General features: G+C 67.6%; 17 protein-coding genes. 6 read left to right on the forward strand and 11 right to left on the reverse strand.

The genetic code is table 11. The features are described 5' to 3' along the window. Window positions 1-13: 13 nt before the first annotated feature. Both Q0599_RS02040 and Q0599_RS02045 read right to left on the reverse strand, forming a co-directional pair. Window positions 14-931, reverse strand: a complete 918-nt coding sequence (locus Q0599_RS02040; RefSeq protein ID WP_298824924.1) for a stomatin-like protein — start codon at window positions 929-931, stop codon at window positions 14-16. Window positions 932-952: 21 nt separating this feature from the next. Further along, entirely contained in the window at window positions 953-1,393 is a 441-nt protein-coding gene (locus Q0599_RS02045) for an NfeD family protein (protein WP_298824926.1), read from the reverse strand. A 93-nt stretch (window positions 1,394-1,486) separates the two neighbouring features. Between Q0599_RS02045 and Q0599_RS02050 the strand changes: the two genes are divergently transcribed. Further along, entirely contained in the window at window positions 1,487-3,751 is a 2,265-nt protein-coding gene (locus Q0599_RS02050; protein ID WP_298824929.1) for an arginine/lysine/ornithine decarboxylase, read from the forward strand. A gap of 19 nt (window positions 3,752-3,770) precedes the next feature. Here Q0599_RS02050 and Q0599_RS02055 read toward each other — a convergent pair whose 3' ends face one another. From Q0599_RS02055 to Q0599_RS02090, 8 genes are all read right to left on the reverse strand, one after another. Next, window positions 3,771-5,657: a glucokinase gene (locus Q0599_RS02055; protein ID WP_298824932.1), complete on the reverse strand. Its 1,887-nt coding sequence runs from the start codon at window positions 5,655-5,657 to the stop codon at window positions 3,771-3,773. A 10-nt stretch (window positions 5,658-5,667) separates the two neighbouring features. Continuing rightward, window positions 5,668-7,317 (reverse strand): alpha-amylase family glycosyl hydrolase, encoded by a 1,650-nt coding sequence (locus tag Q0599_RS02060; protein WP_298825114.1) that lies wholly within the window; start codon window positions 7,315-7,317, stop codon window positions 5,668-5,670. Beyond that, window positions 7,317-7,745: a pullulanase-associated domain-containing protein gene (locus Q0599_RS02065; protein WP_298824934.1), complete on the reverse strand. Its 429-nt coding sequence runs from the start codon at window positions 7,743-7,745 to the stop codon at window positions 7,317-7,319. Before Q0599_RS02065 ends, Q0599_RS02060 begins: the two co-directional genes overlap by 1 nt. Window positions 7,746-7,836: 91 nt before the next feature. Continuing rightward, window positions 7,837-8,727 (reverse strand): maltose ABC transporter permease MalG, encoded by an 891-nt coding sequence (malG, locus tag Q0599_RS02070; RefSeq protein WP_298824936.1) that lies wholly within the window; start codon window positions 8,725-8,727, stop codon window positions 7,837-7,839. Window positions 8,728-8,748: 21 nt separating this feature from the next. Next, entirely contained in the window at window positions 8,749-10,293 is a 1,545-nt protein-coding gene (gene malF, locus Q0599_RS02075; RefSeq protein WP_298824939.1) for a maltose ABC transporter permease MalF, read from the reverse strand. 74 nt (window positions 10,294-10,367) lie between these two features. Then, complete coding sequence (gene malE / locus Q0599_RS02080) at window positions 10,368-11,570, reverse strand: maltose/maltodextrin ABC transporter substrate-binding protein MalE (protein ID WP_298824941.1); 1,203 nt, start codon at window positions 11,568-11,570, stop codon at window positions 10,368-10,370. Window positions 11,571-11,662: 92 nt separating this feature from the next. Then, the gene (locus Q0599_RS02085; RefSeq protein ID WP_298824942.1) at window positions 11,663-12,766 is read right to left on the reverse strand and encodes an ABC transporter ATP-binding protein; all 1,104 of its coding nucleotides are present in this window, start codon (window positions 12,764-12,766) and stop codon (window positions 11,663-11,665) included. A 126-nt stretch (window positions 12,767-12,892) separates the two neighbouring features. Continuing rightward, window positions 12,893-14,122 (reverse strand): carbohydrate porin, encoded by a 1,230-nt coding sequence (locus tag Q0599_RS02090; RefSeq protein WP_298824945.1) that lies wholly within the window; start codon window positions 14,120-14,122, stop codon window positions 12,893-12,895. A gap of 501 nt (window positions 14,123-14,623) precedes the next feature. Between Q0599_RS02090 and glk the strand changes: the two genes are divergently transcribed. Beyond that, window positions 14,624-15,610, forward strand: a complete 987-nt coding sequence (gene glk / locus Q0599_RS02095) for a glucokinase (RefSeq protein WP_298824948.1) — start codon at window positions 14,624-14,626, stop codon at window positions 15,608-15,610. Between the two features lie 43 nt (window positions 15,611-15,653). Then, window positions 15,654-16,526 (forward strand): SHOCT domain-containing protein, encoded by an 873-nt coding sequence (locus Q0599_RS02100; RefSeq protein WP_298824951.1) that lies wholly within the window; start codon window positions 15,654-15,656, stop codon window positions 16,524-16,526. Window positions 16,527-16,554: 28 nt separating this feature from the next. On the opposite strand, the gene fabI is transcribed toward Q0599_RS02100, so the two are convergent. Further along, window positions 16,555-17,340, reverse strand: coding sequence for an enoyl-ACP reductase FabI (fabI, locus tag Q0599_RS02105; protein WP_298824954.1), 786 nt, complete (start codon window positions 17,338-17,340; stop codon window positions 16,555-16,557). A 231-nt stretch (window positions 17,341-17,571) separates the two neighbouring features. Here fabI and rimP point away from each other — a divergent pair, with 231 nt between their 5' ends. From rimP to infB, 3 genes are read left to right on the forward strand one after another with little or no spacing between them, the layout of a single operon-like run. After that, window positions 17,572-18,126: a ribosome maturation factor RimP gene (gene rimP, locus Q0599_RS02110; protein WP_298825116.1), complete on the forward strand. Its 555-nt coding sequence runs from the start codon at window positions 17,572-17,574 to the stop codon at window positions 18,124-18,126. Further along, a complete protein-coding gene (nusA, locus tag Q0599_RS02115; protein ID WP_298824957.1) occupies window positions 18,123-19,613 on the forward strand; it encodes a transcription termination factor NusA in 1,491 nt (496 codons plus the stop codon). Before rimP ends, nusA begins: the two co-directional genes overlap by 4 nt. A gap of 47 nt (window positions 19,614-19,660) precedes the next feature. Then, window positions 19,661-22,507 carry a translation initiation factor IF-2 gene (gene infB / locus Q0599_RS02120; RefSeq protein WP_298824960.1) on the forward strand — a complete coding sequence of 949 codons (2,847 nt, stop codon included), beginning with the start codon at window positions 19,661-19,663 and terminating at the stop codon, window positions 22,505-22,507. The last annotated feature ends 31 nt before the right edge of the window (window positions 22,508-22,538 follow it).

The following is a 22,538-nucleotide window of genomic DNA, read 5'->3' on the forward strand; positions in this document are numbered from 1 at the left end:
TTATCGCATGCCCTCAGGCCGGCCCGGGGCCCTTGGCCTTGAGCAAAGCCATCGCCGTGCCGATCAGCGCCGACACTTCGCTCATGTTGCCGGGCACGATCATGGTGTTGTTCTTCTGCGCAAGATGCGCATAGGCGTCCACCGCCTTCTCGGCCACCTTCAACTGCACTGCCTGCTCGCCGCCCGGCGACTGGATCGCCGCGGCGATCTTGCGGATGGCGTCGGCGGTCGCGTCGGCCACCGCGGTGATCGCCGCGGCCTCGCCCTGAGCCTTGTTGATCTCGGCCTGCCGCTCGCCTTCGGAACGCGCGATCGAGGCCTCGCGCTCGCCGGTGGCGATGTTGATCTGCTCCTGCTTGCGGCCTTCGGAGGCGGCGATCAGCGCGCGCTTCTCGCGCTCGGCGGTGATCTGCGCTTGCATGGCACGCAGGATCTCTGCCGGCGGCGTGAGGTCCTTGATCTCGTAGCGCAGCACCTTCACGCCCCAGTTGGCGGCCGCGTCGTCGAGCGCGCTGATCACCGAAGCGTTGATCGCGTCGCGCTCCTCGAAGGTCTTGTCCAGCTCCATCTTGCCGATCACCGAGCGCAGCAGCGTCTGCGCGAGCTGCGTGATCGCCACCACGTAGTTGCTCGAGCCGTAGCTCGCGCGCATCGGGTCGGTGATCTGGAAGTAGATGATGCCGTCGACCTGCAACTGCGTGTTGTCCTTCGTGATGCAGACCTGGCTGGGTACATCCAGCGGCACCTCCTTGAGCGAGTGCTTGTAGGCGACGCGCTCGATGAAGGGCACGACGAACTTCAGGCCCGGCGTGAGCGTGCGGTCGAACTTTCCGAGGCGCTCGACCACCCAGGCATGCTGCTGCGGCACGATCTTGAAGGTGCGGACGATGAAGATGCCGGCGATGATGGCGAGGACCAGGGCGATTTCCATGGAGGAGGCCTTCGGTGGAGGTCAGTGAGAGGAAGAGGGGGAGAGCACCAGCCAGTTGCCCTCGACGGCGGTGACACGGTGTTCGCCGGGCTGGGGCACGGCGCCCGGCGCGAGGCGCGCCGTCCACTGCGTGCCACGGTAGTTGACGCGCGCCGTGCCGTCGCTGCCCCAGGCCTCGACCTGCACGCGCTCGCCGATGTCGAGGTTGACGTCGCGGTTGCGGTCGGACGGCGCCGAGCGAGGCTGTCGCGCGCGCTTCCAGTGCCACAGCGCCGTCGCCGCGGCGCCCACCAGCGCGGCCGCCACGACCTGACTCGTGGCCGCGAGGCCCAGTTGCGCGGCGACCGCGCCGGCCGCCAGTCCCAGCGCGATCATCAGCAGGTAGAAGGTGCCGGTGGCCAGTTCGGCCGCGACGGCCACCCCGGCGGCAACCCACCAGAGCGTGGTGGCGGACAGGTCCATGCAAAGTTCCTCGGAGGCTGATGGCGCGCAGTGTACGGTCACCGGCAGGCCCTACACTTCGCGCTCCCGCGTTCTGCCACCCCGAGGCTTGCCATGCTGCGCTTCCGATTCCCCATCGTCATCATCGACGAGGACTACCGCTCGGAGAACACCTCCGGACTGGGCATCCGCGCCCTCGCGCAGGCGATCGAGAAGGAAGGATTCGAGGTGCTGGGCGCGACCAGCTACGGCGACCTGAGCCAGTTCGCGCAGCAGCAGAGTCGTGCCAGTGCGTTCATCCTGTCGATCGACGACGAGGAGTTCACCGCTGGCCCGGACCTCGACCCGGCGGTGGTGAACCTGCGCAAGTTCATCCAGGAGATCCGCTTCAAGAACGCCGACATCCCGATCTACCTCTACGGCGAGACGCGCACTTCGCAGCACCTTCCCAACGACATCCTGCGCGAGTTGCACGGCTTCATCCACATGTTCGAGGACACGCCGGAGTTCGTGGCGCGCCACATCATCCGCGAGGCCACGAGCTACATGGACGGGCTGGCGCCGCCGTTCTTCAAGGCGCTGATGGACTACGCGCAGGACGGCTCCTACTCCTGGCATTGCCCGGGCCACTCCGGCGGCGTGGCCTTCCTGAAGAGCCCGGTGGGTCGCATGTTCCACCAGTTCTTCGGCGAGAACATGCTGCGTGCCGACGTCTGCAACGCGGTCGAGGAACTCGGCCAGCTGCTCGACCACACCGGTCCGGTGGCGGCCTCGGAGCGCAACGCGGCGCGCATCTTCAACGCCGATCACTGCTTCTTCGTCACCAACGGCACGAGCACGAGCAACAAGATGGTCTGGCACCATGCGGTGGCGCCCGGCGACGTGGTGGTGGTGGACCGCAATTGCCACAAGTCCATCCTGCACTCGATCATCATGACCGGCGCGGTGCCGGTGTTCCTGCCGCCGACGCGCAATCACTACGGCATCATCGGCCCGATCCCGGAGCGCGAGTTCACGCCCGAGGCGATCCGACGCAAGATCGCCGCCAACCCGCTGCTCGCCGGCGTCGACCCCGGCAAGGTCAAGCCGCGCATCCTCACGCTCACGCAGAGCACCTACGACGGCGTGCTCTACAACACCGAGACGATCAAGCACACGCTGGACGGCTACATCGACACGCTGCACTTCGACGAGGCCTGGTTGCCGCACGCGGCCTTCCACAAGTTCTACGGCAGCTACCACGCGATGGGCAAGAACCGCCCGCGGCCGAAGGACCAGCTGGTGTTCGCCACGCAGTCCACGCACAAGCTTCTCGCCGGCCTGAGCCAGGCCTCGCAGGTGCTGGTGCAGGATTCTCCTGGGCGCAAGCTCGACCGGCACCTGTTCAACGAGGCCTACCTGATGCACACCTCGACCAGCCCGCAGTACGCGATCATCGCCAGCTGCGACGTGGCCGCGGCGATGATGGAAGCACCCGGAGGCACCGCGCTGGTGGAGGAGAGCATCGTCGAGGCGCTCGACTTCCGACGCGCCATGCGCAAGGTCGAAAAGGACTACGGCAAGGACTGGTGGTTCAAGGTCTGGGGTCCGGACAAGCTGGCTGGCGAAGGCATCGGTGCCAGTGCCGACTGGGTGCTCAAGGCCGGCGAGAAGTGGCACGGCTTCGGCGATCTCGCCGACGGCTTCAACCTGCTCGACCCGATCAAGAGCACCATCATCACGCCCGGGCTGGACGTCTCGGGCAAGTTCGCCAAGACCGGCATTCCGGCGTCCATCGTCACCAAGTTCCTCTCCGAGCACGGCGTGGTGGTCGAGAAGACCGGCCTGTACTCGTTCTTCATCATGTTCACCATCGGCATCACCAAGGGCCGGTGGAACACGCTGCTGACCGCGCTGCAGCAGTTCAAGGACGACTACGCGAAGAACCAGCCGATGTGGAAGATCCTGCCGGAGTTCTGCGCCCATCACCCGCGCTACGAGCGCATGGGCCTGCGCGACCTGTGCCAGAGCATCCACGAGATGTATGCCCGCGGCGACATCGCGCGGCTGACCACCGAGATGTACCTGTCCGACCTGCATCCGGCGATGAAGCCGAGTGACGCCTACGCGCACATCGCGCAGCGGCGCACCGAGCGGGTCGACATCGATGCGCTGGAAGGGCGCATCACGACCGCGCTGCTGACACCGTACCCGCCGGGCATTCCGCTGCTGATCCCGGGCGAGCGCTTCAACAAGAAGATCGTCGACTACCTGAAGTTCACGCGCGAGTTCAATGCCGCCTTCCCGGGCTTCGACACCGATGTGCACGGCCTCGTCGAGGACGAGGACGGTGCGCCGGGCGCACCGCGCCGCTACTACGTGGACTGCGTGCAGGCCTGAGCGCCCGCAGCCGGCGGCGTCAGGCGATGTGCGAGATGAGCACTCCCGGGGCCGGCAGCACCTGAACCTCGGCGGCGGCGCTCTGGCCGGGCGCGGCGGCCGGTGTTCCCAGGCCGCCGACGCCAGCGCGGCGCACGGCGAGCCCGACCGACAGCATGTCCACCACCAGCAGGTGAAGGATGCGCGAGATCATCGAGACGAAGGTCGACACGTCCTCGCTGTGCTCCACGGGGATGCACACCGTCGCGCGCCGCGCCAGCGGCGACTGTCCGGCGGTGACCGCGATGACCGAGGCGCCGCGCTCCACGGCGACGGCGGCGGCACGCGCCAGCTCAGGCGGCTGACCGGAACTGGAGACGAACACCGCCACGTCCTCGGGACCGAGCAGTTCCGAGGCCATGGTCAGCATCGAGACGTCGGTGTGCGCCACCGAAGGGATGCGGAAGCGGAACAGCTTGTGCTGCGCGTCCAGCGCCACCACCGCCGAGTTGCCCATGGCATAGAACTCGACGCGCTTGGCGTGGCGCAACAGTTCGATCGCACGGTCCACCGCCTCGACGTTGAGCGACTCGCGGAACTGCATGATCGCCGAGATGGTGTTGTCCAGCACCTTGGCGCACAGGTCACCCGTGCTGTCCTGACGTCGCACCTGCGTGCGCTGCACCGGCAGCGTGCCGGTCAGGCCCGAGCCGAGCTTGAGCTTGAAGTCCGCCAGTCCCTGGAAGCCGAGCGAGCGGCAGAAGCGGATCACGGTGGGCTGGCTGACCTCGGCGCCCTGGGCAATCAGCGCAATCGGGTCGTTCAACGCGGTCCGCGGGTTGTCGAGCACGAAGTTGGCGACGCGCCGCTCGGCGGGCGACAGCGAGTCGCGCGAGGCGCGCACGCGCTCGAGCAGCGGGTTGCCGCCATCCTGGTCGGGCACGTGGTCGGCGAGCAGCACGGAAACGCCGTGGAAGGCCGGGTTCTCCGCCGTCAGCACGTAGGTCGGGATGCGCGCGACGTAGCTGCTGAAGCGGCCCTTGGCCTCGAAGCGGGCCCGGAAGGGCGAGCGTTCGAACAGTTCGCCCAGCCTGGGCACGATGCCGCCGCCGACGAAGATGCCACCGGTCGCGCCCAGCGTGAGGGCCAGGTCCGAGGCCATCGAGCCGAGCATCCCGCAGAAGCAGTCCACCGTTTCGGTGCAGGCGCTGTCGCTCGCGCCAAGTGCGCGGCGCACGATCTCGGCGGCCGCCAGGTGCAACTCGGCACCGGGCTTGTCGTGGGTGAGCGCCTGGTAGATCAGTTCCAGGCCAGGGCCGGAGAGCAACCGCTCGGCCGACACGCGCGGCATCGTCTTCCAGGCGAACTGGAGGATGCGCAGCTCGCGGTCATCGCTGGGCGCGAAGTTGACGTGGCCGCCCTCGGTGGCCAGCGTCACCCAGCGGTCGCCGCTCGGGATCAGGCCGGACACCCCGAGGCCCGTTCCCGGACCGATCAGGCCGATCACGCCATTGGGCTGCGGCTCGCCGGCGCCGACCTGGCGGCGTCCGTCGACGCCCAGGCGAGGCAGGGACATCGCCAAGGCGGTGAAGTTGTTCACCACCAGCAGCGTGGTCAGGTCGAGCTGGCGCTGGGCTTCCTGGATGGAGAAGGCCCAGTCGCGATTGGTCATGCGCACCCAGTCGCCTTCGATCGGGTTGGCGATCGCCACGGCGCCATGGCGCGGCTTGACGCCTTCGGGCAAGCCGTCGAGGTAGGCATGCACCACCGCGGTGAAGCCGGGATAGTCGGCGCAGGGCAGCACCGCGACATGCTCGAATCGGCCCGGCAGGCGCTCGATGCAAAAGCGCGCATAGGTGGCGCCGATGTCGGCCAGCAGACGGGGATCGGCGTGCGGCAGCACGGGGGCGGGGCGGTCGAGGCTCATCGGGCGATTCTCACCGGGCCTTGAGGATCAGCACCTGCTGGGGCGCGAGCCTGACCGGCGTCGTGGCTTTGCCGGCGCTGGCCTTGGCGCCCTTCGCGGGCCCCACGAACGGCGAGGCGGCGCCTGGCGGGAAGGCCACCGACCACTGCTGCGCCGCGAACGATGATGGCAGTTCGTGCGTGGCCTCGCGGTAAGCGTAGTTGATCAGCACCAGCAGGCGCGCGCCTGCGTGCTCGCGGGTGAAGGCGAACACCGGCATGTCGCGCTCGGACAGCGGGGTGAAGCTGCCGATCGACAGCGCCGGCTCGGCGTTGCGCAGCGCGACCAGGCCCCTGTACCAGTTGAGCAGCGAGCCCGGATCGGCCTGCTGCGCGGCGACGTTGTGCGTCTGCCAGTTGGCCACGCTGGGCCGGAACGGCTTGTCGGCGCGGGTGAAGCCTGCGTTGCGCTCGGCGCTCCAGCTCATCGGGCCGCGCAGCGACTGGTCGGCGTTGGCCACCGGCGTCGACAGGCCGAGGCCGATCTCCTCGCCGTAGTAGAGGAAGGGCGTGCCGGGCAACGTGAGCAGCGTCGCGGCGGCCAGCCTGTAGCTTCTCTCGTCGCCGTCGAACTGCTTCATCAGGCGCGCGCCGGCGAAGTGGTCGTGATTGGCCAGCAGCGTGGCCATGCGCGGCATCGGCATCTTGCGCAGCGTGTACAGCACGTCGTCGCGCAGCCGGCCGAGCTTCACGCTGGACAGGATGTGCTTCTGCAGCCCGAACGCGAAGGCGCCGCCGCAGGAGTCCGCCTCGGCGAAGGGCGCCGGGTCGCTCGGCGACTCGCACACCAGGTACTTGTTGCCGTAGCTTGCCAGCAGTTCCTGCACGCGCCTGAGCAACTGGTGGTTCTCCGGCTGGTTTTCCCAGGCGATTGCGCTGTTCTCGAACAGCACGCCCACCGCGTCGAAGCGGAAGCCGTCCACGCCGCGGTTCAGCCAGTAGCGCAGGTTGTCGAGGTGGAAGTCCACCACCTTCGGGTTGCGCAGGTTGAAGTCCGGCATGCCCGCGTCGAATACAGCGTAGTACCAGCGCTGATTGCCTTCGCGCCATGGATCGCCGGCGAAGGTGTTCCAGCCCTTGGGTTTGTCCTCGGCCCAGATGAACCAGTCGTTGAAGGGCGACTTGCGGCTGTCGTAGGCGCTTTCGAAGAGTGGATGTGCCGAACCTGCATGGTTCATCACGTAGTCGAGGATCACCGCGATGCCGCGCCGGTGCGCTTCGACGAGAAAGCGGTCGAAATCGGCCAGGGTGCCGTAGTCGGGCTCGATCTCGCGATAGTTGACCACCGCGTAGCCGTGGTCGCGATCCTCGCTCTTGAAGATGGGCATCAGCCAGATGCCCCGGACGCCGAGTTGCTGCAGGTAGTCGAGCCGCTGGGTCAGGCCGGCCAGGTCGCCGATGCCGTCTCCGTCGCTGTCCTGGTAGGCGCGCACCAGGATCTCCATGAACACGCCGCGTTGCGCCCAGCCCGCGGGCAGGGCGCTGGCCACGGGCGCGGCGACCACCGGGCCGAGGTCCGGGATCGCCGGCTCCCGGGTGGCTGCCGGTCCCGCCAGCACCAGGCCGCAGGCGAGAGCGGCCAGCGCCCGGCGCCAGGGCGCGGACAGCGACGGCAGGAGCATCACTTGCAGGGATTCTCGGCGCGCGCCTTCTTGGCGTCGTCCAGCGACGTGTAGATCTTGCGGTCGCCGTTGTTGACCCAGATCTCCTTCACGGTGTTGCCGTCGAAGGACATGTCGCGGCCGCCCTGGTCCTTGCTGTCACCCTTGTGGATGATGTAGTTCACCTTGCCCTTGCTGAACTCCTTGAAGTCGGCCTGGAAGAAGATGCCGAAGTCGTTCTTGCCGGTGGGCACCATCGGGTTCTGCCATTCGATGCCGGGCAACGGGATTCCCGGGTCCTTCCACAGGTGCACACCCCAGCCGTCGTAGTTGCCGTCGCAGCGGTTGTAGTTGATCTGCACCTTGCCCTCCGGCGGCGCGGCGCTGGACAGGCCGGGCATCAGCACGGCGGCGGCGACCAGTGCCTGGAGAAGGAAGCTCTTCGTCATGGGGTCCTCTTCGGGTGGTTGAGAAAGAGCCGCGGCGCAGGGGCCGCGGTGATCGGAGAAACGGACAGGGTGGGCGTGGCGCCGACCGGGTTCACCCCTTGATGCCGCCTGCGGTGAGGCCGGAGATCATCCACTTCTGCGCCAGCATGAAGACGACCGTGATCGGCAGGCCGGAGAGGATGGCCGCTGCCGCGAAGTCGCCCCACAGGTACTTCTGGTCGTAGAGGAACATCTTCGAGCCGACCGCCATGGTCAGCAGGTCCTGTCGCTTGAGCAGGATGGAGGCGACCGGGTACTCGATGATCGCGCCGATGAAGGCGAGCAGGAAAACCACCATCAGGATCGGCACGGCCATCGGCAGCAGCACGAGCCGGAAGGCCTGCCAGGGCGTGGCGCCGTCGACCTTGGCCGCCTCCTCGATCTCGTAGGGAATGGTGTCGTAGTAGCCCTTGATGGTCCAGATGTGCAGCGCGATGCCGCCGGAGTAGGCCAGCAGCAGCGCCCAGTGCGTGTCGATGCCGAAGGCCGGAAAGGCATTGCCGATGCGGTCGAAGATGGCATAGATCGCCACCAGCGCCAGCACCGACGGGAACATCTGCATCAGCATCAGGCCGGTCAGCGCCTGCTTCTTGCCGGCGAACTTCATGCGCGCGAAGGCGTAGGCGGCGGTGGTGGAGAGGAACAGGCAGATGAGGCCCGACAGCGTCGCCACCTTCACCGAGTTCCACAGCCACAGCAGCACCGGCAGGTCGGGCTCGATCAGGCGGCCGCTGGCGTCCTGGAAGGGCAGGCCGAGCGCGAAGCGCCAGTGCTCCAGGCTGATGGTCTGCGGGATGATGCTGCCGGTGGCGAAATTCCCCGGGCGCAGCGAGATCGAGATGACGATCAGGAACGGGAAGATCACCAGAGCGCACAGGCCGATCAGGAAGGCGTGCGCCGCGATGATGCGCCAGCGGTGCGAGCGGTCGAGAACGATGGCCATGTGCGGTCTCCTTCGGCGCGGTCAGCGCTTCTCTTCCTCGACGATCCTGGTGAAGCGCATCTGCACGAGCGACACCGCCGCCACCATCAGGAAGATCACCGTCGAGATCGCTGCGGCCAGGCCGTAGTTCTGGCCCGAGTCCTGGAAGGCGATGCGGTAGGTGTAGCTGACCAGCAGGTCGGTGGTGCCGGCCGGCACCGAGGTGTCGATGAAGTCGGGCCGGCCGCCGGTGAGCAGGGCGATCAGCACGAAGTTGTTGAAGTTGAAGGCGAACGAGGAGATCAGCAGCGGCGTCAGCGGCTTGAGGATCAGCGGCAGCGTGATGCTCCAGAAGTTGGTCAGCGGCCCGGCACCGGCCACGGCGGAGGCCTCATAGAGATCGGCCGGGATCGCCTTGATCAGGCCCATGCAGATCACCATCATGTAAGGGAAGCCCAGCCAGGTGTTGACGATGAGCAGCATCGCCTTGGCAAGAAACGGGTCGGAGAACCACTGAGGCTTGATGCCGAACAGGCCCTCCAGGATCAGGTTGATCTCGCCGACGTTCTGGTTGAACAGCCCCTTGAACACCAGGATCGAGATGAAGCCGGGCACCGCGTAGGGCAGGAACAGCAGCATGCGGTAGGTGCCCTTGAAGCGCAGCGCGTCCCAGTTCAGCAGCACCGCGAGCAGCATGCCCAGCGAGGTGGCGAAAAGCACGGTCAGCGCCGAGAACACCACCGTCCAGACGAAGATGCGCACGAAGGGTTCGCGGAAACGTGCCTCGGTGAAGATGCGCCGGTAGTTGTCCCAGCCGATCGCGACGTGGAAGCCGGGCTGCAGCTTCTCGCCGGCCTCTGTCTCAAAGTAGCCGGTCTCGCGGTTCGGCCGGATGACGGTGCCGCTCTCCTGGTTCTTCAGGCTGCCGTCGGCCTGCTTGACCCACAACGGCTGCACCGTGGCGAACTCGCGCAGGCCGGCCATGCCGACCTTGCGGCCGTCGGGCAGCACGACGGTCAGCGCCTTCAGCGCCTTCTGGTGGCCGATCAGTTCCTTCAGCGTCACCGGCTCGGGCAGGGGCGCGGCATTCTCGGGTTCGGGCTCGGCAGCGACCTCCAGCCGGCGGTCGGCCACCAGGGCCAGCGGGCCGAACTGGAAGGCCTTGCCCGACTCCGCGTCGACCAGCCGGCCGCGGAATTCGCCGGCGGCCGGGTGCAGGCTGAACTCGAAGCTCGAGCCCTCGGCGCGGAAGGTCTCGCTGAGGAAGTAGCCTTCGGCGCGCTCGAACTCGAGCAGGTTGCGCGAGCTGTAGTTCGAGAAGCCGATGGTGATCGTGTAGAGCATCGGGAAGACGACGAAGATGATCGCCGCGGCGATGCCCGGGAAGAGGTAGCGGAACGCGTAGGTGGACTTCGCGGTGTAGATCCACACCGCCAGGGCGCTGATCAGCAGCAGCGTACCGGCCAGCAGCACTTCGCCGGTCGCGTACACGGCGACGACGAGGTAGAGCGCTGCGACGATGACCAGCGCAAAGAGCGCGGGCCCGAGCCAGCGGTTCGGGGTCGGCGAGGTCGGTGTGGACGGCATCGGTGGACTCTGGCGGCGGTTCCGTGCGGGGAGGAGGAGGGCGCCGCTGCGCAGCAGCGCCTTCCTTCAGCGCTCTACTTGGCGGTGATGCGCTTGGCGGCGCCGTCCAGCGCCTCCTTCGGGCTCTGGCGGCCGTCCATGATGTTGCCCAGCGCCGACACCATCGACGACCAGAAGCGGCCCATCTCCGGATTGTTCGGCATGGGCGCGCCGTCCTGCGCCGAAGCCATGGTGGCCTGGATGCGCGGGTCGCTCTTCAACTCGGCGTACAGGGCCTTGCTCGCCGGCGTGCCCAGCGGCACGTCGTCGTTGATGGTCTTCAGCCCCTGCACGGTGAGCATGTAGTTCTCGATGAACTCCACGGCGACGTCGCGGTTCGGCGTCGACTTGTTGAGCATCGCACCGAGCACGCCGACGAAGGGCGCGGCCTTCTTGCCGCCCACGGCGGGAATCTTGGCGACGCCGTAGTCGATGTTGGCCTTCTTCAGGTTGTCCCACGACCAGGGGCCGTTGATCATCATCGCCACCTTGCCCTGGGCCATGGCCGCCTCCATCTCGGCGTAGCCGCTGCCCTCGGGCATGTACTTCTCGCGGATCAGCTTGTTCAGCAGCTCCGCGCCCTTCACGGCGCCGGCGTTGTTCACGCCGGTGTCGGCCGGGTCGTAGTTGCCGTCGGCCTTCAGCTTGAAGGGGTAGCCGCCGTTGGCGGCCAGCAGCGGCCAGGTGAAGTAGGTGTTGGTGTAGTCCCACAGGATCGCCTTCTTGCCCTGCGAGGAGAGCTGCTTGTCCAGCGCCATCACCTCCTCGAAGGACTTCGGCGGTGTCTTCACCAGCGCCTTGTTGTAGACCAGCGCGACGGCCTCGATCGACATCGGGTAGCCCCAGGTCTTGCCACCCACGGTGAATGCCTTCCAGGCCAGCGGGTCGATGTCGTCGCGCACCTTCTTGCTCGGGCTGATCGGCTGCAGCAGACCGCCGGCGATCCACTCGCCGATGCGGTCGTGCGGCCAGATCCAGATGTCCGGCCCCTTGCCGGCGGCGGCCGCCTGCTGGAACTTGCCCGGGGCGTCCTCGGGGTGCTCGACGGTCACCTGCACGCCGGTCTTCTTGGCGAACTCGTCGCCGATCTTCTGCAGGCCGTTGTAGCCCTTGTCGCCGTTGATCCAGACGAGCAGCTTGCCAGGTTCGGCCGCGAAGGCGCCGGCGGAGAAGCCGGCGCCGAGCGCGAGCGTGGCGGCGGCGGCGAGCAGCCGGAGGCGTTGACGCGGGATGTTCATGAGAGCTCTCCTTCGGAAGTGCCTTCTTGGGGCTTCGGGGTTGAACGCAGGCGTTGAACGCGCCAGTCGCTGGGGGGTTGTCGGCGGCGGCCCTAGCCGGCCGCACGCGGCAGGGTCTTGCCCTGCTCGTTGAACAGAAAGCAGTGCGCCGGCGGCAGGCTGAGCCACGCCATGTCGCCGGTATCGACCGGGTTGTCGGGGTGCGTCCGGATGGTCATCGCCTCGGTCGCGCCGGCGAGCGTGGCGTGCAGGAAGATCGTGTCGCCCAGGTGCTCGGCGAGCTGCACGTGGCCCTTCACGGCGTTCTCGGCGGGCTGCTCCTTGCTGGCATCGATGTGCTCGGGCCGCGCGCCGACGGTGACCTTCGCACCCGGTGCGAGCGAGGTGGCGTCGGCGCCCACGTGCACGACGCTGCCCTCGAACAGCTTGACGGTCGCCAGGGTCGGCGTGGCCGACACCAGCTCGCCGGGAATGAGGTTCATCTTCGGGCTGCCGATGAAGGCAGCGACGAACTGGTTCACCGGCGTGTGGTACAGCTCCATCGGCGTGCCCACCTGCTCGATCGCGCCCTTGTTCAGCACGACGATGCGGTTGGCCAGCGTCATCGCCTCGACCTGGTCGTGCGTGACGTAGATCATCGTCGTCTTCAGCTCCTTGTGCAGCCGCGACAGCTCGACGCGCATCTGTACGCGCAGGGCGGCGTCGAGGTTGGACAAGGGCTCGTCGAACAGGAACACGCCGGGCTTGCGCACGATGGCGCGGCCGATCGCCACGCGCTGGCGTTGGCCGCCCGACAGCGCCTTGGGCTTGCGCTCGAGCAGATGCTCGATCTGCAGGATCTGCGCGGCACGTGCCACCGCCGCCTTCATCTCGTCCTTCGAGAAGCCGGCCAGGCGCAGGCCGAAGGCCATGTTCTCCGCCACCGTCATGTGCGGGTAGAGCGCGTAGCTCTGGAACACCATCGCGATGCCGCGCTTGGCAGGCGGCACGTCGTTGACGAGCTCGCCGCCGATGTACAGCTCGCCGCTGGTGATGTCCTCGAGGCCGGCGATGCAGCGCAGCACGGTGGACTTGCCGCAGCCCGAAGGACCGACGAAGACGATGAACTCGCCGTCGCGGATCTCCAGGTCGATGCCCGGGATGATCACTGCGTCGCCGAAGGCCTTCTTCAGCGACTTGAGGAGCAGGTTGGCCATGGAGTGCTGCGCAAAGGTGACGCGTTCGACACGCAGGGGGAACGGCGCAGTGGCGCCGTTCGCTCTGAGCGCCTTGCGATGCAGCGGACGGCTCGTGGCCGTCCGCGCACCGTCCCGCGGCTCAGATCACCACCAGGCCTCGACCTGCACGCCGTAGGTCATGCCGTTCTTGTCCGGCGCGAACACGCCGCCGCCCAGGGCCCCGGCGTTGTCGTTCCACTTGGCGTAGGTGGCGAAGGCGCGGAAGGCCGGACGCGCCCAGAAGCCGCCGGACAGCGTGTATTGCGGCGCCACCGTCAGCTTGGCCAGCTTGGCCGTCTGATCGTTGACCTTGACTTGGTCAAACCCGCCTTCGACCGCGACGCTGAGGTTGGGCGTGAAGTTGTACTGCGGGCGGGCGCCGATGCTGAACCACTTCACCTTGTTGCCAGCGCCGTCCTTCACTTGCGAGTACACCACCGTGCCCATGCCCGACCAGCCGTTCTTCAGGTCGACGTACATCTGGTCGATGACGCGGAATTCCTTCCAGCCGTCGCGACCATCGTCGGCTGTCGAGTAGGTCGGGTTCCAGTCGCCGCCGGCGGCGTCGTCCGTGCCGTAGACGAAAGCCAACTTGTTGAAGCCGTTCAGGATGCCGCTCTGCGTGTGCTCGAGGAACAACGCCCAGCCGGAGCCCTCGTTCGGCGCGGTCGGCGTCTTGTCGGCGGTGCTGCCGGTCACGTAGGCGAACTCGCCCTCGAGCTTGCCGTTCGGGTTGACGTCGATGTCGTAGAACCGCGCCGACAGGCGGCGCGTGCTCAACGTGTTGTTGCCGTTGCCGTTCTGGTGGTAGGCGAACGCCAGCTTGGCCGGACCGGTGTTGATGTCCTCGATGCCGGCACCCAGGCCGCTGTTGTTCCAGTAGAAGTAGTCGCTGATGTGGACGTCGTGGCGGTTGTAGTAGCGCTTGCCGATCCAGATCTTGGCGTCTTCCATGGCTCCCTTGCCGAAGAAGCCACCGGCCTGGAAGAAGTTCTGCCGGCTGGCGATGGAGTACTTGTCACCCTCGACCGCTTCGAAGTCGCTCTGGCCGTTGTTCTCGATGGTGGCCAGCATGATGTTGTATTTGGCCCAAGGGCCATCGGACTTGCCGAACGGCGCCGACAGGGCCAGTTCACCGTAGGTCTCGCACTCGTTGCCGAGGCGGTACTTGGTGGGGGCGATCTGGAAGCACTTCTGGTCGCCGCCCTCGCTGGTGGTGCCCACGCCCGAGCGCAGGTAGCCGTGGAATTCCACGCCTTCGGCGTGCACCGCGGGAACGACAAAGGCGCTCGCCGCGGCAGCGGCGACGGCCAGTCTCTTGAACTTGTTGTGCATCGACTTGACTCCTCAGAGGTTGTGCTTGGGGGGGACTGAAGCCGGGACTGCGCACCTCAGCGAGGGGTGCAGCTTCCGGTCGGGGAGAACGTGGGTCCGGCGGCGGGAAAACACGCGCCGCCCCTTGCGGGGCGGCGCCAACTCGCTCTTCCGGGAAATCGGTGGACGTGAATGGGCGGCAGGAGTCGACAGGTGGGTCGTGCGGCGCGCTTCACGGCAAGTAGTGCGACTACAGGACATCGCGTAGTTTCAAAGCAGGCCGGACTTTAGTAGTGAGACTACAGGGGGTGAACGAGGGTTTGCACCAGTGTTGTAGATACGCTCAAAGCGATTCATGCGGCACGAAGGAGCGTCGCGCGACAAGGTTCTTCTCTTCATTGTCTTGCGTGAGTAGTTTGGCTACATTCCGAGTTCCCTCGATGCTGGGCGACGGGTGGTGCCACCGGCGCGAAGCTTGCTCAATGCTTCTCGGAAGAACCCGCGACACGACGAGTGATGACCATGGCCTTGCACGACGACCCGAACCTCACCCATCCGCGATTGCTCGGCGACATCGGCGGCACCAACGCGCGCTTTGCCTGGCTGGCCGCGCCGGGCGAAGCGCCCGGCAGGATTGCCAGCTACCGCTGCGCCGAACATGCCTCGCTGCAGGACGCCATGCAGCACTACCTGGACCAGCACGCGCTGCCGTCGCCAAAGTGGTGCGCCATCGGCATTGCGAACCCGGTGCTGGGTGATCTGGTGCGCATGACCAACCACGACTGGTCGTTTTCGATCGGCGAGGTCAAGGCGCGATTCGGCATGGAGCGCTTCCTGGTGCTCAACGACTTCACCGCGCTGGCGTTGGCGCTGCCGGCGCTGTCGGCGAGCGACCGGCGTCAGGTGGGGCCTGGCGAGCCTGCGGCCCAGGCGCCGATCGGGCTGCTCGGTCCCGGCACCGGACTGGGGGTGTCAGGGCTGTTGCCGGCACACGGCGGGCGCAGTGCGATTCCGATCAACGGGGAGGGCGGCCACGTCACCCTGGCGGCAACCGAGCCCCTGGAGGATGCGGTGATCGGGCACCTGCGCAGCCGCTTCGGCCACGCCTCGGCGGAGCGTGCCCTGTCCGGCCCGGGACTGATCAACCTCTACGTCGCGCTGTGCGAGATCGACGGCGCGGTGCCTCAGGCGCTCGATGCGGTGGAGATCACGCGCCTGTCCGGGCCCGGCGGCGACGCCCGCTGTGCGCAGGCGGTTGAACTGTTCTTCTCCTTCCTCGGCACCGTGGCCGGCAACCTGGCCCTGTCGCTGGGGGCGCGCGGTGGCATGTACATTGGCGGCGGCATCGTCCCGCGCCTCGGCGACCGCATCGATCGATCCTCGTTCCGCGAGCGTTTCGAGGCGAAGGGGAGATTCCGCGACTACCTGCGCGGCATCCCGACCTACGTCGTGCAGGCGAGCACATCGCCGGCGCTGCTCGGTGCGGCGCGGGCGCTTGAAGACCTTTGACCACAACGTCCGGCCCGGTGCCGGCATCACCGGAGACGCTCTCGTGACCTCTGCCCCGCGCTGGATTGCGCCTGCGATCCTCTGCGCCAGTGCGACGCTGGCGATCCCCTCGGCTCATGCCGCCTGGACGGACTTCCTGTTCGGCGCGAAGAAGAGTCAGCCGGACAAGCCGGCCGAAGCGTCGAGCCAGCGTGTCTGGCGCATCGGCGAGTTCACCGCCATCCAGCGCGCCGAACGCGAAGCCGGCGCGCCGGCCAGCCAGCACCCGGCGCGTTTCGCGCCGGAAACGATCCGCCAGTTGCTCGCGCCGGTACGGCTGGTGACCAGCAGGGGCACGCAACCGTTGTTCGCGCCCGACGAGCTGAACGACCTGATCGAGCCCTTGTCCGAAGCACTGGCCTCGGTCGGTCCGGACGAAGATCTGCTGCTGCTGAGCACGCACCGGCGCGGCGAGGGCGTGCTGCGCGCGCCGCTGGGCCTGACCGCGCGGCTGTTCGTGCATGGCGATGCGCTGCATCTGATCGTGCACGAGGCGAGGCGGGATTTCGTCGATGCCTACATCGGTTCGCGCATCACGCCGACCTTCACCTTCGGTTCGCGCAACAAGCCGGGGCTGGCTTCTGTGCAGGATCCGTCCGCCGCGCAGCGGCGCGCCGACTGGCTGGCGATTCCGCTCAACCGCGCCCCGGCGCCCGCCGTGGCACCGCCCCCCGTCGTGCTGCCTGCCGCGGCACCCGCCGTGCCCCCGCAGCAGCTGGCGCCGGCCGCGCCGCCCGCCCCGCCACGGCCGGCCGCACCGGCCTCGGCCGACGAGATCGAGCAGCGCCTGCTCACGCTCAAGCGCCTGCGCGAGCGCGGGTTGATCAGCGAGGAGGAGTATCAGCAGAAGCGCCGGGAGATCCTCCAGGCGCTGTGAGCGGTGGCGGCCGCCAACGGGCGACGGTTCAGGCGTCGCCCGAGCCGGCCATCACCTGGCTGAAGCCGCCGTCCACGTAGGTGATCTCGGCGCTGATGCCAGAGGCCAAGTCCGACAGCAGGAAGGCGGCGGCATTGCCGACGTCCTCGATCGTCACCGCGCGGCGGATCGGCGCCATCGCGGCAAAGTCGGTCAGCAGCTTGCCGAAGTCCTTGATGCCCGAGGCGGCGAGCGTCTTGATCGGGCCGGCCGAGATGCCGTTGACGCGGATGCCGCGCCCGCCCAGGCTGTGCGCCAGGTAGCGCACGCTCGACTCCAGCGAGGCCTTGGCCAGGCCCATGGTGTTGTAGTTGGGCACGTAGCGCACCGCGCCGAGGTAGCTCAGCGTCAGCAGCGACGCACCCGTACGCAGCCGCGGCAGCGCCGCCTTGGCCATCGCCGGGAAGCTGTAGGCCGAGATGTCGTGGGCGATGCGGAAGTTCTCGCGCGTCAGGCCATCGAGGAAGTCACCGCCGATCGCCTCGCGGGGCGCGAAGCCGATCGAGTGCACGAAGCCGTCGAAATCCGGCCAGCGCTCGCCGAGCTGCGCGAACAGCGCGTCGATCTGCGCATCATCGGCGACATCGCAGTCGAAGGTCAGCGTGGAGCCGAACTCGGCAGCGAATTCGGCGATGCGCTCCTTGAAACGCTCGCCCTGGTAGCTGAAGGCCAGTTCCGCGCCTTCACGGTGGCAGGCGCGGGCGATGCCGTAGGCGATCGAACGGTTGTTCAGCAGGCCGGTGATCAGGAGGCGCTTGCCGGCAAGAAAGCCCATGGAGTCTCCGCGCGGTGGGTTGTGGATGGAAGGGGTCGGATTTTGGCATGGCCGACCTGCCCGGCATGGGCTCTTGACAGTCGCTTGGCTTGCCTGTAATCCGGAGGCACGCTACAATCTGCCGTTTTCGAGAAAGCTGCGTGGGCGGATTCTTCCAGCCCATTTTTTTTGCTCGAACGTTTTTTGGCTGTTGAGAGAACCGCGACATCCTTGGCAAAGGTTGATGACCCTGTGACGAGTTGGCAGAGCGCCGTCGAACGCACCGTGACCGGTCTGGGCTATGAGCTCGTGGACACCGACCGCAGTGCCGGGGGCTTGCTGCGCGTCTACATTGATCGCGTCGCCGGAGATCCGAACGGTGAGTTCATCACCGTCGACGACTGCGAGAAGGTCACGCGGCAACTGCAGCACGTGCTCGAGGTCGAGAATTGCGCCTACGCGCGGCTCGAGGTCTCGTCGCCCGGGCTCGATCGCCCGCTGAAGAAGCCCGCGGACTACGCCCGCTTCGCCGGCTCGGCGGTCGAGTTGACGCTGAAGCAGGCCTTCCAGGGGCGCAAGAAGTACAGCGGCGTGCTGCAGGCCTGGCAGGACGGGGAGGCCACCGGCTGGCGCATCGTCTTCAACGACGGCAAGACGGATCAGGCACTGGATTTTTCACTCGACGAAGTGCGCGAGGCCCGGCTGGTGCCGGTGGTCGACTTCAAGGGGCGCCGTGTCGCGCCCGCTGAAGCGCCCGCCGATGCAGCCGCGCCCGGACAAGAGGTTGACGGAGGTCGTGAGCGATGAACCGCGAATTGTTGATGCTGGTGGACGCCATCTCGCGCGAGAAGAGCGTGGATCGCGAGGTGGTGTTCGGTGCGGTGGAGGCCGCGCTCGCCTCGGCGTCGAAGAAGCTGCACGGCGGCGAAGTCGACATGCGCGTGTCGGTGGACCGCGAGAGCGGCGAGTACGAGACCTTCCGCCGCTGGCATGTGGTGCCCGATGAGGCCGGCCTGCAACTGCCCGACTCCGAGATCCTGCTGTTCGAGGCCAAGGAACAGATCCCGGACATCGAGGTCGACGACTACATCGAGGAGCCGGTCGAGTCGGTGTCGATCGGCCGCATCGGCGCGCAAGCAGCCAAGCAGGTGATCCTGCAGAAGATCCGCGATGCCGAGCGCGAGCAACTGCTCAACGACTTCCTGTCGCGCGGCGACAAGATCTTCGTCGGCACCGTCAAGCGCCTGGACAAGGGCGACATCGTGGTCGAGTCCGGTCGCGTCGAAGGGCGCCTGCGCCGCAGCGAAATGATCCCGAAGGAGAACCTGCGCAGCGGTGACCGAGTTCGCGCCTTCATCCTCGAGGTCGACCCGACGCTGCGCGGGCCGCAGATCATCCTGTCGCGTTCGGCGCCGGGCTTCATGATCGAGCTGTTCCGCCAGGAGGTGCCGGAGATCGAGCAAGGGCTGCTGGAGATCAAGAGCTGCGCCCGGGATCCCGGCTCGCGCGCCAAGATCGCCGTCGTCTCGCACGATCGGCGCGTCGACCCGATCGGCACCTGCGTCGGCGTGCGCGGCTCGCGCGTCACGGCGGTGACCAACGAGCTGGCTGGCGAGCGCGTCGACATCGTGCTGTGGTCCGAGGACCCGGCGCAGTTCGTCATCGGCGCGCTGGCGCCGGCCAACGTGCAGTCGATCGTCGTCGACGAGGAACGTCACGCGATGGACGTGGTGGTGGACGAGGAGAACCTGGCCATCGCCATCGGCCGCGGCGGCCAGAACGTGCGCCTGGCCTCCGAGCTGACCGGCTGGCGCATCAACATCATGACCGCCGAGGAGTCCGCCTCCAAGCAAGCGGCCGAGACCGACCAGATCCGCAAGCTCTTCGTCGAGAAGCTCGACGTCGACGAGGAGGTCGCCGACATCCTCATCGCCGAGGGCTTCACCAGCCTGGAAGAAGTCGCCTACGTCCCGATGCAGGAGATGCTCGAGATCGAGAGCTTCGACGAGGACACCGTCAGCGAGCTGCGCACCCGCGCCAAGGATGCGCTGCTGACGATGGAGATCGCCCGTGAGGAGCGGGTCGACGAGGTGTCGCAGGACCTGCGTGACCTCGAATTCGACGGCAAGGGCCTGATGCCCGAACTGATCGCCAAGCTCGCCGATGGCGGCATCCACACCCGCGACGACCTGGCGGACCTCGCCGTCGACGAGTTGACCGAGATGACCGGCATCGACGACGCGCAGGCCAAGGCACTCATCATGAAGGCGCGTGAACACTGGTTCACCGCCTGATCGAGACGCGCCGACACGACAGAGCTAGACCAAGCAAGGATTCAACAATGGCTTCGACCACCGTCGCCCAACTCGCCGCCGAGCTCAATCGCCCGGCCGCGGCGCTGCTCGAGCAGCTGCAGTCGGCCGGCGTCAAGAAGGCGTCGGCCGACGACACGCTCAGCGAGTCGGACAAGGAGCGCCTGCTCGACTTCCTGCGCAGTTCGCACGGCACCGCTGGCGGCGAGCGCAAGAAGATCACCCTGACGCGCAAGTCGACGAGCGAGATCAAGCAGGCCGATGCGAGCGGCAAGGCACGCACCATCCAGGTCGAGGTCCGCAAGAAGCGCACCTTCGTCAAGCGCGACGAGGTGCCTGCCGCCGAGGAGCCCGCCGCGCCGGTGATCGACGAGGCCGAACTGCAGCGCCGCGAGGAAGAGGCGCGAGCCCAGGCCGAGCTGCTGCGCCGCCAGGAGGAGGACCTGGCGGAGAAGCGCCGCCTGCGCGAGGAGCAGGAGAAGCGCGAGCGCGAAGCCGCCGAGGCACGTGCCGCCGAGGCGGCACGCCAGGCCGCCGAGGAAGCCGCCGCCGCGCTGGCAGCCGCTGCCGCGCGGCCCGAGCCGAAGGCAGCCGCCAAGGCGCCGGTGGCCGAAGCGGCGCCCGCTGCTCCGGCAGCGGTGCCTGCCGAGCCGCCGAAGCCGGCCCTGCGCGTCGTCAAGGCCGCCGACGTGGCCAACGAAGAAGCCCAGAAGGCTGCCGACCTCGCCAAGCGCCGCCAGGCCGCCGAAGCCGAGGCACGGGCGATCCGCGAGATGATGAACGCGCCGAAGAAGGTGCTCGTCGCGAAGAAGCCCGAGGAGCCTGCCAAGCCGGCCACCGAGATCAAGGGCACGATCCACAAGAAGGCGGGTGCGCCGGGCGCTCCCGCCACCACCGCCGCGCCGGGCGCAGCCAAGCCGGGTGACAAGAAGTCGGTGAAGTCCGAGAAGCTGTCGTCCAGCTGGGCCGACGATGCCGCCAAGAAGCGCACCGCGCTGAAGGGTCGCAGCGACGGTGCCGCCGGTGGCGCGCGTGCCGGCTGGCGGGCGCCGCGTGGCGGCCGCCGCGGCGAGCGTGGTGAGGGCTCGGCCTCGACCTTTGTCGCGCCGGTCGAGCAGCAGGTGCAGGAGGTCCACATCCCCGAAACCATCTCGGTGGCCGACCTGGCGCACAAGATGTCGGTGAAGGCCTCCGAGGTCATCAAGCAGCTGATGAAGCTGGGCCAGATGGTCACCATCAATCAGCAACTCGACCAGGAGACGGCGATGATCGTCGTCGAGGAGATGGGCCACAAGGCCTTCGCCGCCAAGCTGGACGACCCGGAAGCCTTCCTCGAGGAGGAGCAGGCCGAGCAGCAGCACGAGGAAACTTCCCGTGCACCGGTGGTCACCGTGATGGGCCACGTCGACCATGGCAAGACCTCGCTGCTGGACTTCATCCGCCGCAGTCGCGTCGCCGCGGGCGAGGCGGGCGGAATCACGCAGCACATCGGCGCGTATCACGTCGAGACGCCGCGCGGCACGATCACCTTCCTCGACACCCCGGGCCACGCGGCGTTCACCGCGATGCGCGCGCGTGGCGCCAAGGCCACCGACATCGTCATTCTTGTGGTGGCGGCCGACGACGGCGTGATGCCGCAGACCAAGGAAGCCATCCACCACGCGAAGGCGGCCGGCGTGCCGATCGTCGTGGCGATGAACAAGATCGACAAGCCCGAGGCCAACGTCGAGCGCCTGAAGAGCGAACTGGTGGCCGAGGAGGTCGTGCCGGAAGACTTCGGCGGCGATTCGCCGTTCGTGCCGGTCTCGGCCAAGACCGGCCAGGGCATCGACAACCTGCTCGAGCAGGTGCTTCTGCAGGCCGAAGTGCTGGAACTCAAGGCGGCCAAGGAAGCGCCGGCCAAGGGACTGGTCATCGAGGCCCAGCTCGACAAGGGCCGCGGTCCGGTGGCGACCGTGCTGGTGCAGAGCGGCACGCTCAAGCGCGGCGACGTGGTCCTGGCCGGTTCCAGCTACGGGCGCGTGCGGGCCATGCTCGACGAGGACGGCAAGCCGACGACCGAGGCCGGTCCGTCGATCCCGGTCGAGATCCAGGGCCTCACCGAGGTGCCGCAGGCCGGCGACGAGTTCATGGTGCTGGCCGACGAGCGCCGCGCCCGCGAGATCGCCACTTTCCGGCAGGGCAAGTACCGCGACGTGAAGCTGGCGAAGCGCCAGGCCGCGAACCTCGAGTCGATGATGGAGCAGATGGGCCAGGGCGAAGTGCAGAGCTTGCCGCTCATCGTCAAGGCCGACGTGCAGGGTTCGCAGGAGGCGCTGGCGCAGTCGCTGGTCAAGCTCTCCACCGATGAGGTCAAGGTGCAGATCGTGCACGCTGCGGTGGGCGGCATCAGCGAGAGCGATGTCAACCTCGCGATCGCCTCGAAGGCCATCATCATCGGCTTCAACACCCGTGCCGATGCCGGCGCGCGCAAGCTGGCCGAGAGCAACGGCGTCGACATCCGCTACTACAACATCATCTACGACGCGGTCGACGAGGTGAAGGCGGCGATGACCGGCATGCTCGCGCCCGAGCAGCGCGAGGAGGCGATCGGCACCGCCGAGATCCGCCAGGTGTTCGTGGCCTCGAAGATCGGCACAGTGGCCGGCTCGATGGTCACTGCGGGCGTGGTGCGGCGCGGCGCGCGCTTCCGCCTGCTGCGCGAGAACGTGGTGATCTACACCGGCGAGGTCGAGTCGGTGCGCCGCCTGAAGGACGACGTGCGAGAGGTCAAGGAAGGCTTCGAGTGCGGCATCAAGCTGAAGAACTACAACGACATCAAGGAAGGCGACCAGCTCGAGTTCTTCGAAGTCAAGGAAGTCGCCCGCACCTTGTAAGGCGGTACCGGTCTCGTCACCAGCCCCGCCT

The sequence above is a fragment of the uncultured Piscinibacter sp. genome (assembly GCF_937952055.1).
In the GTDB taxonomy this organism is placed as follows: Bacteria; Pseudomonadota; Gammaproteobacteria; order Burkholderiales; family Burkholderiaceae_C; genus Piscinibacter.

Excerpts from the sequence above, each read along its gene's own strand:
- Q0599_RS02060 (WP_298825114.1), bottom strand. The coding sequence starts at position 7,317 with ATGCTCCTGCCGTCGCTGTCCGCGCCCTGGCGCCGGGCGCTGGCCGCT.
- malF (WP_298824939.1), bottom strand. The coding sequence starts at position 10,293 with ATGCCGTCCACACCGACCTCGCCGACCCCGAACCGCTGGCTCGGGCCC.
- Q0599_RS02065 (WP_298824934.1), bottom strand. The coding sequence starts at position 7,745 with ATGACGAAGAGCTTCCTTCTCCAGGCACTGGTCGCCGCCGCCGTGCTG.
- Q0599_RS02040 (WP_298824924.1), bottom strand. The coding sequence starts at position 931 with ATGGAAATCGCCCTGGTCCTCGCCATCATCGCCGGCATCTTCATCGTC.
- malE (WP_298824941.1), bottom strand. The coding sequence starts at position 11,570 with ATGAACATCCCGCGTCAACGCCTCCGGCTGCTCGCCGCCGCCGCCACG.
- Q0599_RS02050 (WP_298824929.1), top strand. The coding sequence starts at position 1,487 with ATGCTGCGCTTCCGATTCCCCATCGTCATCATCGACGAGGACTACCGC.
- malG (WP_298824936.1), bottom strand. The coding sequence starts at position 8,727 with ATGGCCATCGTTCTCGACCGCTCGCACCGCTGGCGCATCATCGCGGCG.
- infB (WP_298824960.1), top strand. The coding sequence starts at position 19,661 with ATGGCTTCGACCACCGTCGCCCAACTCGCCGCCGAGCTCAATCGCCCG.
- fabI (WP_298824954.1), bottom strand. The coding sequence starts at position 17,340 with ATGGGCTTTCTTGCCGGCAAGCGCCTCCTGATCACCGGCCTGCTGAAC.
- Q0599_RS02055 (WP_298824932.1), bottom strand. The coding sequence starts at position 5,657 with ATGAGCCTCGACCGCCCCGCCCCCGTGCTGCCGCACGCCGATCCCCGT.
- nusA (WP_298824957.1), top strand. The coding sequence starts at position 18,123 with ATGAACCGCGAATTGTTGATGCTGGTGGACGCCATCTCGCGCGAGAAG.
- Q0599_RS02045 (WP_298824926.1), bottom strand. The coding sequence starts at position 1,393 with ATGGACCTGTCCGCCACCACGCTCTGGTGGGTTGCCGCCGGGGTGGCC.
- Q0599_RS02090 (WP_298824945.1), bottom strand. The coding sequence starts at position 14,122 with ATGCACAACAAGTTCAAGAGACTGGCCGTCGCCGCTGCCGCGGCGAGC.
- glk (WP_298824948.1), top strand. The coding sequence starts at position 14,624 with ATGGCCTTGCACGACGACCCGAACCTCACCCATCCGCGATTGCTCGGC.
- Q0599_RS02085 (WP_298824942.1), bottom strand. The coding sequence starts at position 12,766 with ATGGCCAACCTGCTCCTCAAGTCGCTGAAGAAGGCCTTCGGCGACGCA.